9 protein-coding genes are annotated in these 12,233 nt (G+C 42.9%); 4 read left to right on the top strand and 5 right to left on the bottom strand.

What is annotated here, in order from left to right:
• Positions 1-103: 103 nt before the first annotated feature.
• Genes rnhA through AACU33_RS26545 form a run of 3 tightly spaced genes read right to left on the bottom strand, consistent with a single transcriptional unit; the run spans position 104 to position 2,629 of the window.
• The gene (gene rnhA, locus AACU33_RS26555; protein ID WP_096595396.1) at positions 104-1,006 is read right to left on the bottom strand and encodes a ribonuclease HI; all 903 of its coding nucleotides are present in this window, start codon (positions 1,004-1,006) and stop codon (positions 104-106) included.
• Positions 1,007-1,038: 32 nt separating this feature from the next.
• Positions 1,039-2,454: a hypothetical protein gene (locus AACU33_RS26550; RefSeq protein ID WP_096592309.1), complete on the bottom strand. Its 1,416-nt coding sequence runs from the start codon at positions 2,452-2,454 to the stop codon at positions 1,039-1,041.
• Complete coding sequence (locus tag AACU33_RS26545) at positions 2,447-2,629, bottom strand: hypothetical protein (RefSeq protein ID WP_339376307.1); 183 nt, start codon at positions 2,627-2,629, stop codon at positions 2,447-2,449. The genes AACU33_RS26550 and AACU33_RS26545 overlap by 8 nt, the downstream gene beginning before the upstream one ends.
• 99 nt (positions 2,630-2,728) lie before the next feature.
• On the opposite strand from AACU33_RS26545, the gene AACU33_RS26540 reads away from it, so the two are divergent.
• A complete protein-coding gene (locus AACU33_RS26540; RefSeq protein WP_096587106.1) occupies positions 2,729-4,105 on the top strand; it encodes a transposase in 1,377 nt (458 codons plus the stop codon).
• Positions 4,106-4,421: 316 nt separating this feature from the next.
• Here the strand turns inward: AACU33_RS26540 and AACU33_RS26535 are convergent, their stop codons facing one another.
• Positions 4,422-7,319 carry a CHAT domain-containing protein gene (locus AACU33_RS26535; protein WP_096592307.1) on the bottom strand — a complete coding sequence of 966 codons (2,898 nt, stop codon included), beginning with the start codon at positions 7,317-7,319 and terminating at the stop codon, positions 4,422-4,424.
• 288 nt (positions 7,320-7,607) lie between these two features.
• Positions 7,608-8,234, bottom strand: a complete 627-nt coding sequence (locus AACU33_RS26530; protein WP_096592304.1) for a Uma2 family endonuclease — start codon at positions 8,232-8,234, stop codon at positions 7,608-7,610.
• Between the two features lie 188 nt (positions 8,235-8,422).
• Here AACU33_RS26530 and AACU33_RS26525 point away from each other — a divergent pair, with 188 nt between their 5' ends.
• The 3 genes from AACU33_RS26525 to AACU33_RS26515 all read left to right on the top strand — a co-directional run bounded on the left by AACU33_RS26525 (position 8,423) and on the right by AACU33_RS26515 (position 12,192).
• Positions 8,423-9,427: an ABC transporter ATP-binding protein gene (locus AACU33_RS26525; protein ID WP_096592302.1), complete on the top strand. Its 1,005-nt coding sequence runs from the start codon at positions 8,423-8,425 to the stop codon at positions 9,425-9,427.
• Positions 9,428-10,240 carry an ABC transporter permease gene (locus AACU33_RS26520; protein WP_096592299.1) on the top strand — a complete coding sequence of 271 codons (813 nt, stop codon included), beginning with the start codon at positions 9,428-9,430 and terminating at the stop codon, positions 10,238-10,240.
• Between the two features lie 185 nt (positions 10,241-10,425).
• Entirely contained in the window at positions 10,426-12,192 is a 1,767-nt protein-coding gene (locus AACU33_RS26515; protein WP_096592297.1) for a GldG family protein, read from the top strand.
• Positions 12,193-12,233 lie beyond the last annotated feature (41 nt).

Below are 12,233 nucleotides of genomic sequence, written 5' to 3'. Positions count from 1 at the left end.
ATTGGGTATTGGGCAAGAGTCAAAGGTCAATAGTTATTTGTCTCCCCACACTTCCCACACTCCCCTCTCTCCCCACACTCCCTCCCGCGTCGCGTCAGCCCAATTACTCGTCCTCCCCTCCAACGCGATCGCCTCGTTCCAGTTCCCAGAGAATTTGATTACCTTCGCGTCGTACTCGCGAGACAATCCAGTTGCGCCAGCGCCATTGGTCGCCGCGACTGGTGACGGCGCTAGCGTGAACATCCATGAGGTCGGCGAGTTCCGAACTAGTGATTAAGTAGCCTTTGGTGGCGATTTCGTCAGCAATACGTAGAGTCTCGACTAAACCGCGTAGTTGTGCCACTCTCATTTCCGGTGGCTTATTATCAGTTGAGGTAGCAGAGTTTGTAATAGTTGGCTCCATAGTATTTAGATGTGATGCAATACTGATTTTTTGTGTATTTGTGTCAATTATTGTAGAGGTTGCCGGATATTCAGTTACTTCTGCTACATTTGATTGATTAAATTGTGGTAAAGATTGATGAGCATCTGTCAGGGAAGATTGCTTTAGAGATGGAACTTTGCCACTAGCAAAAGTACGAGCAATTACATCGCAGCGCTCGTTACCTACATTACCAGAATGACCCCGCACATACTCCCACTTTACTGTATGGCTATTAAGTTCGTCCAAAGTTTCTAAAAGGTCTTGGTTTTGCACGGGTTTACCATCAGCTTTTTTCCAGCCTTTCTTTTTCCAACCTTTGATCCACTTGGTAACGGAGTTGATTAGGTATTCGCTATCGGTATAAAGGGTGATGGGTTGAGTTTGTCCAGAAGTTTGCAGAAATTGCAAAGCAGCGATCGCTGCTTGCATTTCCATTTTATTGTTGGTGGTGTGGGAAGATGCACCGCCTATTTCGTGAACTGAGCCATCACTAAAGTAGACGACAACACCCCAACCCCCAGGGCCAGGATTTCCCGTACAAGCGCCATCAGTGTATATGCTTTGGATTGTGCGTTGGGACATGGTAAACGAACCGCGTTGGTACATTCAGTAATTTAGCGGCGAAAGATGCGAAGAACTATATATGTTAGCACGGCAAAAATCAAGCCTATTGCCAAACTGAGACTAAAGACTTCGATTTGGTAAGCAAGAGGGTTTTTGTTTTTCGGGATTTCTGCCAGGATAACAGCAGAGGCGATTTGACTAGTTGCTAACCCGATACCTGCGATCGCTATTGTAGTGTTGAGAGTGCGATCGCTTTTGGTTTGCTCTAGGTCAATTATCCCCTGGATGGTGCTGTTGAGGTTTTGCAACATAGTTAAGCCAGGACTAAGGTTGGCTAAATCTGCTTTTATTTGGCTTTGATATTTTGGTGCATAAACTTCGTCCTTACTGAATTTCTTGAGAAATTCTAAGTCACTACCTGGATATTTCGCCTCGATATCAGCTAAACGATAGCGATAATTTGTGAGGTTTAATTCAATTGTGCGGCTTTGATTTTCGAGATAATTTAAAGCAACAGAATAGTCTGACAGGTTAATTAAGTTAGTTGTGAGAGTATTTTGTAACTGGTTTAATTTTAAGCTGTTAGTTTGCAGCCGCCTTGGTAATTCAGTTGTCTGTCTAATAGATGGTTGAATTTCTACATATTCTCTTTTGAGGATATGTTTTTGATAGCGACTTTGATAATACGACCAAACTACCTTATGGCGATATTGCCATAACCGCATAAAATCGTAATAAATATTTCTTACCTTTTCTCTCATTTCATCTGGCGTAATATGTTCGGGAAACAACCAGATTAAGAGATGATGGCTTGATTCTCTAAATTTATCCCAGAATTCTTTACCTTCACCCGCTACATTTTGGGGACAATACCACAACTCAAAAATTGTTCCCTCTGCTAGCTTCCCCTTACCAATAAAATCTCGCTGCCAAGTGTAATTGCTAACAACTTGAGTGTAGCATTTTTTGGCTATATCCTCTATTTCCGCATTGGTTTTAGTACTTGTTAGCTTGCCCCAAAGCAACCAAGTTTGACCAATTGTACCTGTTTGTTGAGATAGGCGATTAGTAATTTCTTGTTTGAGTTTGTTAAACGGTTCGCTGTCGATATCTTGTGCAGTATCATTTGGCTTACCATTAGCATCTAATTTGCCAGAAAAGTTAACTTGCAATCCGTAGGTATCATCTAGTTGCAAAGGATAGTAATAACCATCTAACGCTGTGGAAAATTCTTTAAAATTTCTAGTTCTGGCTTTTCCCAGTAACTCAACTACATCTGCTCGACTATCTTTATACTTGAGAAATTCTCTATGCTTTTCTTGCAAGCTAGTTGCATCTATACCGCCATATACTTTGCGTGCAAAATCTAGGCAATTCCTAATAATTTTTTGCTCATCTTCCCCTAAACCTTCTCTGATGTCATAAAGGAACAAATCAATACTAGGATAAATAATAGTGTCAGCCATTTGCTGTTTTGCCGATAATAAAGTTCCGCAGCTTTTGTAAGATATTGGGTGTGACAGCTTTCTTAGCAGCAGCTACCGAATCATCGTTACTAAAAGCGTTAATTGCTGCGTTAGTCAATTCTTTAGTTGGTTCTTCTGGTAGGGGTAGAGGTTCCAGCCCTTTCAACGCGAACAAATGAACTACTTCATGAATATCTGAAACCCAACCCCAGTAAGGAATGTGAGGTACGACTTCGATGTATCCTCAACATATTCAACTGTTTTGGGCATCAAAATGCTATCCGCCATCTTTGAACAATTTGTGCAAGAAAGTCCAATAAGTGTGATGGCACGAGGATTAATGGAGCGAGTATTCGCCCCAGAAATCATGGATAAATTATTTGAAACCCATGCAAAAGTCCAATACCAGCAAGACTTATTGTTTTCCAGCCAAGTTGATTTAATGAGTTTGGTAGTGTGTGGAATTCAGAAATCGGTTCATGCAGCCTACAAAGCAAGAGCTGCGAACTTAATAGTGAGTAGTACTGCACTATATAAAAAGCTCTCTGGCGTGGAACTGGGCGTGAGTCAGGCGTTAGTTAGACAAACAGCAAGCCAATTGCAGTTGCTCATTCAAAAAATGGCAGGAGAACAGCCAAATCCACTACCGGGATATCAACACAGAATTGTTGATGGGACTTGTCTAGGTGCCACAGACCATCGACTAGATGCAATTCGGTTATTTGCAGCTAAGGCTCTACCAGGGAAAGCGATAGTTGTGTCAGATCCACTGTCAAAGCTAGTAATAGATATTTTTCCCTGTGTTGATGCTCATGCCCAAGAGCGTAGTTTATTTGATGATGTACTTTTGAGTGTCAAAGCAAATGAAGTTTGGAATGGAGACCGAAATTTTTGTACAGCCAAGTTTCTGTTTAGGATTGCAAACCAACAAGCTTTTTTTGTGGTTCGTCAACATGGGTCGTTAGGTTATCAACAACTCTCGCAATTAAAAGCTGTAGGTCACACAGATACAGGCAATCTATTTGAGCAGGAAATCGAAATTAATTACGACGGTAATTTGCTGAAATCTCGCCGGATTTTGCTGAAATTGTTCAAACCAACCCGAGACAAGGAATGGGAAATCGCCATTTTGACCAATTTACCCTCTCATGATGCGGATGCTGCAAAAATTGCTGAATTGTATCGTAATCGCTGGAGCCTGGAGACTCTTTTTCAAACTGTAACTGAGAATTTTCACGGCGAAATTCAAACCTTAGCCTATCCCAAAGCAGCTTTATTTTCATTTTCGATGGCATTAACAACATACAACATTCTTGCTACTCTCAAAGCTGCCTTAGGATCTGTACATGGAGTCGGTAAAATTGATGCTAGCTTGTCAGATTTCTATTTAGTTGATGAAATTACTGGCACTTACCGGGGAATGATGATTGCAATTCCAGCCGTCCATTGGCAAGCATTTGAGACCTTTTCTCTTGAGCAAATGGTGTTGGTTTTGCAAGATTTAGCAGCCAGAGTCGAACTTAAATGTTTCCTCAAGGCGATTCGAGGGGTAAAGAAAAAGCGAGAACCTTTAATAGTTGACAGCAAACATCGTCACGTTTCTACTGCGCGACTTTTAGATACCCATCAGAATACTCAAAACAAAAGCTAATATTTCTGGTTTTGACTTAAATCGCCTGGAGGATAATTCAATGCACTTTCATGTCTGCTGCAAACGGCTTTATGCTTTAGAAATTAGTCAGGGTAAGGCTTTTATTAATTATCTCTTACTAGTTCATTTGTTCGCGTTGAAAGGGCTGGGTGGACAATGCTCACCTTGTGCAAATTATGCTGCAATACTGTACGGGTAAAAATAAATAACCACCGAGCTACACGGATGCACGCCGATAAATTAAGATGTTTAGTTATGCAGATGTCAAGAACTCGAACTGGGCTGTGGTGGGCAATGCCCACCCTAAAGATTAAATTTATAAATTAAATCCGCCTGTATTTATAAAACCTGCCCAATAATATGGATGTTCAAAACGCTTTTGTTTCTTACTTGATACCTCCATTACATTCATTTGATTTAGCTTTCTTCTAATAAAAGGGCGGATAACAGTTTCATCTGATGGCAGCTTTGCAAAGATTACTCGATAAATACTTTCAAGTTTCCTAAATGTTAAATTACGTAACCATTTGGTTGCTTGATTGAGAGCGACGACTGGGGATTTACCTTTTTTGATTTGCCAGTAAAAGTAAATCATCAAAAAACTACTCGCCTCATCAGTTAAACTCCACAAGCTGCTAACCACATCTGTCACACCTTGAGACAGAAAAGCACTGACTAAACCTGCATATTCGGCAGTGATTGTTTGATTGCCAGTAATTGCAGTTTCACAAGATGAAAGGCTGACTAGTTGATATTTACTGAGATTCTCAATATTACAAATTTCCTCTAGGGTGAGAAATTCTTCACCGCTAAGAGCTAAAGCAGATTTTTTGGGATTATGGAAATTATAAGTGCTGTGTCCTGTAAAGTGAAATACGTTATAACCGTCTTTTAGAGATGTTTTAACTGTTGCATTTGTGGCATCTTCTCCAGGAATTTCCTGCGTTTTTGGATTGTTAAATAACTGGGTAATGACAGCAGATTCTAGAACTGCATGAGGTAGCTGGGGCAAATCTTTACTGTTGGGGTATTCTACGCTAAGTAAAGGTAGTTCGTGAATTGTTCCTAAATTTGTTTGTCTTAGTTTTTGCAAGTTAATACCAATTTGAGCGCTGGGTAAATAGCTGATGGTAAATTCAGGAGGAAACAGTGCATGGAGAGGAAAGCGGTGTAAGTCGCGGTGAGGAATGAGAATTAGCTGGGTAATATCTGAGATTTGAGAGACAACAGCATTGATATCGAGAATCTTATCCAGTTCGTTAAGCATTGCGGGTAACTTGTCGCGCCAAGTTTCTGCTTCTGCACTCTGCTTGTCTTTACCTTTGCGATAATCGGCGTATTTTTCATTCCAAGTTTTTACCCAGTTTTCAAAGTCACGTAGGCGTTGCGTTGGATTCAGAAGCGTTTCTCCCAAGACAAGGGGTGATGGGGTGTTGTGCTTGAGGATGAAAGTATGTAAAGCTGCTGGACTGAGATGCCAATAAACTATGGCAGTATTGGGATTGAGTAATTCTTTCATCTCTACCCATTTGGGAGACTCATCACTCCACCCATCTAGCAGCCAAGACAAGCAAGCATTTTTTCCCTGTTCTGCTAATTCCAATGCAGCACACCAGTCTCCTGACTGTACTGCTAAATCAACAGTAAACTGCTGAAAACCTGCGAGCTTCAAAGCTAGCTGCTGTTTCTTAGCAGGACTTTTGCACTCATCCAGCAAGCGCCGCAAAACATCTTTACCCCGTCGCTGGAGTTCTTCGGCTTTAGCCTTTTCCCCCAAATTCAACTGGACGCGAATTAAATAGCGCAAAACTTCCAGATGCAACTCAGGAAAATCTTCTGCTGTCAGGGTTTTTAGTGCCTCATTGTAGCTTTTAACAGCTTTGTACCAATAACTGCGGGGGTGAGAATCTCCTCGCCCTCGGAAATAGTGAGCATTACCTATTGCTTGATGCAATATACCCCAACCTTCTGGGTGAGTATTTTGTTGGCAATACTTCAAACCTTCTTCATAGCTAGCCACTCTTCCCTCATAGCCACGCTGGTTAAGCTGAGGATTTTGTGTAGCAATGGTACTAGAAAAAGCCAACAATTGATCGCAACTAACCGAATTTCCTGCTGCATTACCCCGGTTGTACCAAGCTTCGTGGTAGTCAGGTTTGAATTTGAGGGCGTTGTCATAAGATGCGATCGCACTTTCAAATTGCCCTAAATTAACCAGCGCCACACCCCGGTTGATCCAAGCTTCGTAGAAGTCGGGTTTGAATTTGAGGGCGTTGTCATAAGATGCGATCGCACTTTCAAATTGCCCTAAATTATCCAGCGCCACACCCCGGTTGATCCAAGCTTTGTAGAAGTCGGGTTTGAATTTGAGGGCGTTGTCATAAGATGCGATCGCACTTTCAAATTGCCCTAAATTATCCAGCGCCACACCCCGGTTGATCCAAGCTTTGTAGAAGTCGGGTTTGAATTTGAGGGCGTTGTCATAAGATGCGATCGCACTTTCAAATTGCCCTAAATTACCCAGCGCCACACCCCGGTTGTACCAAGCTTCGTGGTAGTCGGGTTTGAATTTAAGGGCGTTGTCATAAGATGCGATCGCACTTTCAAATTGCCCTAAATTATCCAGCGCCACACCCCGGCTGATCCAAGCTTCGTAGAAGTCGGGTTTGAATTTGAGGGCGTTGTCATAAGATGCGATCGCACCTACAAAATCCCCTGATATAAATTGCTCATTACCTTGATTAAACCAAGCTTGCGCATCATCTGTAATATTTATCGCTGCTTCTTCCTCCGCGTCCTCTGCGTCTTGGCGGTTCGTTTCTTCCTCCCACCTCAACAACCGCCTGCCGATATCATAAGCAACATCACTAACTTCCCCAACACTCAACTCACCCAGTCGCATCATCCGCGTTGCTAACTCATCATTCTCTGTAGCTGAAGCTAGCAACCTTTCACCAAAACCACGCAACCACTCCACCAAATTTGCCTGATTAATGCGGTTTGCATCCAAAAAACCTTTTACCCGTCCCCGACTCCAGCCTTTCTCATTAACTCCCGCTAACAACTGGAGAAAGAACGATTTATACTCCGCATCTGTCCATTGTCTGCGTATTTCTCTGGTTTCCTGCGCTGCTAATGACGGAGAAATAGGCTTTTTTCTGCCCAATAATTGCTGAATCAACCTTTTGAACCATCGCCAAAGCCGCCTGAACATCTGCCGCAACCTTGTATCGCTTTTATCAAATATTTTACTCTAGAGGATTAGCTTAAAATAATCGTGGAGTAAGGACAGCAACTTCAGGAGTAAGGACAGCAACTTCGGGAGTAACTACACAAACCTCGGAAGTAACGACAGCAACTTCGGGAGTAACGACAGCAACTTCGGGAGTAACGACAGCAACTTCGGGAGTAACTACACAAACCTCGGAAGTAACGACAACAACCTCGGAAGTAAGGACAGCATATTTTTTATCATTGACGGATTGTTAGGTGTTTCGCCCTCCTAGATTTGCACACCTCCAGCTTGAAAAATCTGTTCGGCGGTTAAATTCAATTCCGGGAAGGTGGGTGAGATGATACGATCGCTGTTTCGGAACTGCTGGATTTGGTATTCCCCCTCGACTAAGGAGTAAACCGAGATAGTGGGTTGTTTGGGATTGCCAATAAACCGCCTACCGCCTAAAGCAGCATAATCTACAATCCAGTATTCGGCGATGCCCACCGTTTCATAAGCAGCCACTTTTGTCAGATAATCATCACGCCAGTTAGTACTAACCACTTCAATTACCAACGGTATAGATTCGGCTAGGCTTACAGTAGAGTCTTTTTTCCAGAGTGGTTCATTGACTAAATTGGGGCGGTTTAATAACAGCACATCTGGAGAGTAAGCTGATTCGCTCTCTAATGGTTTAACCAACGCTGTTTTGGGAATGATGTAGGGAAGTTTTAGTCGCCCAAGTTCGATAGATATATTTAGTGCCAAAAAACCTATAACTTCTTCGTGTTCACCTGTAGGCTGGGACATCTCTACAACTACTCCATTATGCAATTCATAACGTTTTCCAGAGGTGTCGGGGTATTTGGCAACGAATTCATCGAATGTAACTATTTTGCGTAAGGTTTGAGCCATAAATTTATTGCCTTCTATATCGCTTCATTTGTCATTTGTCATTTCTCCCTTCCTGTCCCCCTTGTCCCCCTTGTCCCCCTTGTCTCCCTTGTCCACCTCATCCCCTGTTCCCGGTTTAATGCTTGCAATCAAAACATCGCGATCTAATATTATTGGGTATTCTCTAAAAATGCGATCGCCTTAGACCGATGATTGAAGTTGAGCATCTGAGTAAAATATACGGTTCTACCCCAGCGATTTCTGATGTGACTTTTAGCGTCGAACCTGGGGAGATTTTAGGCTTTTTGGGGCCGAATGGCGCTGGTAAAACTACTACTATGCGGATTTTAGCCGGTTATTTACCGGCAACCAAGGGTACGGCGAAGATTGCAGGCTTTGATGTCCACGATAATTCTTTGGCTGTGCGGCAACGCATTGGTTATTTACCGGAAACACCGCCGTTATATCCAGAGATGACGGTGGAAGGATTTTTGCATTTTGTCGCCAGAATTAAGGGCGTACCCGCAGGCGATCGCAATAATAAGGTACAAGCTGCGATCGGGCGTTGTAATTTAGATGATAAGCGCAAAGTAATCATCCGCAAGCTTTCTAAAGGATATCGTCAAAGGGTAGGGATTGCGCAGGCGATCGTCCACGATCCACCAGCAATTATCTTAGATGAACCGACGGTAGGACTTGACCCCCGGCAAATCATTGAGGTGCGAAATTTAATTAAAAGTCTCGCTGGAACCCATACAATCATTCTTTCTACCCATATTCTCCCAGAAGTTAGCATGACCTGTAGCCGCGTTGCGATTATCAATCGCGGTAAGGTAGTTGCCACCAACACACCAGAAAATCTCATGACACAGTTGACAGGTGGCTCTGGTTATGAAATAGAGATTGAAGGAGAAGCCGCCCTGGCAAAACAAGTACTGCAAAATATATCGGGTGTGAGTCTGGTAGAATCAATTCCGGCAGTGGGAAGTCATCACCCACCGCAAGCAAACCGTTCTTATTTGCGGGTGATATCGCAACCGGGAACCGAACCGGGAAAGGATATCGTAACAACAGTGGTGCGTGCGGGATTCGCTTTACATGAAATGCGGCGTGTCAGCGCTACCTTAGAAGATGTGTTCTTGCAACTGACGACAGAAGAAAAGAATTTAGAGTCGATAGAAGACTCAGCAATATCAGAAGGAGAAGCCGCGTAGATGGGTATAGTACTGAGTAATATTATCGCCATTTATCGCCGGGAATTGCAGAGTTACTTTGTATCCCCGTTGGCTTATGTAATTGCTGGCATATTCTGGTTTTTATCTGGGTTGTTCTTAGTCATGATTTTGCTAGGGCCAGATGGAATTTTGCCAACCATCGCCGCTTTAGATTTACAAGGACAACAACTACAAGTACCAGTACCGCCAATCGATGTTCCTTATGAATTTATTCGCGCATTTTTAGACCGCATGGGGTGGCTATTATTATTTGTGCTGCCAATTCTTTCAATGGGACTATATGCGGAAGAACGTAAGCGAGGCACTTTAGAACTGTTAGCAACGTCACCAATTACAAACTGGGCGGTAGCTGTCGGTAAATTATTAGGGGTACTGACTTTTTTTGTCACAATGATTGTGCCCTTAATCGCAATTGAAGCTTTTGTGATTAGTACCTCCAATCCCCCAATGGCACCGACAATTCTTTTGTTAGGACATTTTGGATTAATCTTACTAGCAGCAGCAATTTTATCTTTGGGAATGTTTATTTCATCGTTAACAGACAGTACAATTCTCTCTGCGGTCTTCACCTTTGCAGTCATTTTAATGCTGTTATTCGTTGATTTAATCGCTAAAATCGTCCCTGGCCCAATTGGTGAAGCTTTGAGCTATATTTCTTTGCTGAAGCATTTCAATACTCTTATTCAAGGCATTTTTGATACCAGCGCCATACTTTTATTTATTAGTTACATTTTTTTGGGTGTCTTTCTCACATCTCAATCAATTGATGCATTGCGTTTTCAAAGGCAGTAGTCATTTGCAATCTATGAAAACCTTTGTGTCTTCGTGTCTTTGTGGTTCAAGATTTTTTACCACTAAGGCACAAAGGCACAAAGAAATGAAAGTTTGAGAAAGATTTTGCGTAAGTCTTGATTTAGTTGCGTTTAACTACTTAGTCAGGCCAAATCACCAAAGACAAATAACAAATAACAAATAAAATGAAAATCGCTGCTAAAAAGAAACTTTGGAAATATCTGTTTTGGTTTGGCCCTTTTCTATTAGTTGCAGGCTTAACTTCTGGGTTAGTGGCATCAAATTGGGGGCCAATTTCCTTAGCATTATTATTTACTGGAATTGTGCTCATTGGGTTGTGGGCGATCGTGCAAAGCCAAGAAAGTCAATGGTGGCGGCGACGTTCAACCCAAGCGGGAACTAACGCTTTGGTGGCGACTATAGCAGTACTAGCAATTTTAGGGTTAATAAACTTTTTGGGTACTCGCTACCACTATCGAGCAGATTTAACAGAAACGCAGTTATTTACCCTGGCTCCCCAGTCGCGGGAATTAGTACAGAATTTAGCACAACCAGTTACAGTCTGGATTTTTGATGTCAATCAGAATCCGCAAGACCGAGATTTGCTAGACAATTATCGCAGGCAAAGCTCAAAGTTTCAATTTGAGTATGTCGATCCGCAAGCTAGACCGGGATTGGCAGAAAAGTTTGGCGTGAAAGATTACGGAGAAGTTTATCTAGAATCTCAAGATAAAAGACAGTTAGTGCAGGTGGTGAATCAAAATGAACGGCTGTCAGAAGTGCGGTTAACAAGTCGGCTGCAACAAATTACCACTGCTAACTCAGCTAAAGTTTACTTTCTCCAAGGACACGGCGAACATCCACTAACAGCAGCTGAAGGTGGAATGTCTCAAGCAGTTCAGGGATTAACTGATAAGAATTTCACAACCTCACCACTGAATTTAATAGAAAAGTCCAAAGTTCCCGATGATGCGGCGGCGGTGGTAGTAGCAGGCCCAAAACGAGAATTGTTTGAGGGTGAAGTGAAAGCTTTAAGCGATTACCTCAATCGTGGCGGTAACTTATTGCTGATGATTGACCCTGGTAGCGACCCCAAACTCGACAACTTACTCAAAGATTGGGGTGTTCGCCTGGATAATCGTTTAGCTGTTGATGTTTCTGGGAGTGCTGCCAGATTTGGGCCAGCAGTTCCAATTATCACCGAGTACGGACAACATCCAATTACCAAAGATTTCGGCAACGGCAGTTCTTATTATCGATTTGCACGTCCTGTAGAAACTACTCCGGTCGCTGGTGTGGAGTCTACTCCTCTGTTGCGCACCAAACCTTATCCTAACAGCTGGGCAGAAAGCGACCTGCAAAGCGAAAAACTAGAGTTTAATGCTGACAAAGACCTGAAAGGCCCGCTAACTTTGGGTGTGGCTTTAAAGAAAAAACTACCAGCAGCATCAACAACTCAGCCTAGCCCCACGCCTTCACCACTACCATCACCAACAACTCAAGGTCAAGCTACACCTTCACCTATTGCCAGAGGTCAAGGAAAACCAAATACCAGCCCTTCGCCTACCCCTTCTGCGCTACCATCACCAACTACCGCCAGCCAAGCCAGCCCAACGCCTAATCCTTTACCAAGTCCTACTATTTCCCCACTCCCAACCAACAAGCCAGATGAAAAAACTCCGACTGAATCAAGGTTAGTCGTCATCGGCAATTCAGATTTTGCCACCGATGGCTTGTTTGAACGACAACTAAATGGCGATGTATTCCTCAACTCAGTCACTTGGCTAAGTCAACAGGATCAACAATCCCTATCAATTCGCCCCAAAGAAGCGAAAAACCGTCGCCTTGAAATCTCAACCGCCCAAGCCGGTCTTTTAACATTATCCTCTCTGTTACTTCTACCCTTGATTGGTCTAGTTGGAGCATCTTTGATTTGGTGGAAAAGACGGTAGGAAGAGGGATGAGGGAGTGTGGGGAGTGTGGGGAGTGTGGG

The sequence above is a fragment of the Calothrix sp. NIES-2098 genome, from assembly GCF_963875125.1.
GTDB lineage: Bacteria > Cyanobacteriota > Cyanobacteriia > Cyanobacteriales > Nostocaceae > Aulosira.
This window is presented reverse-complemented; position numbering and strand designations above follow the sequence as displayed.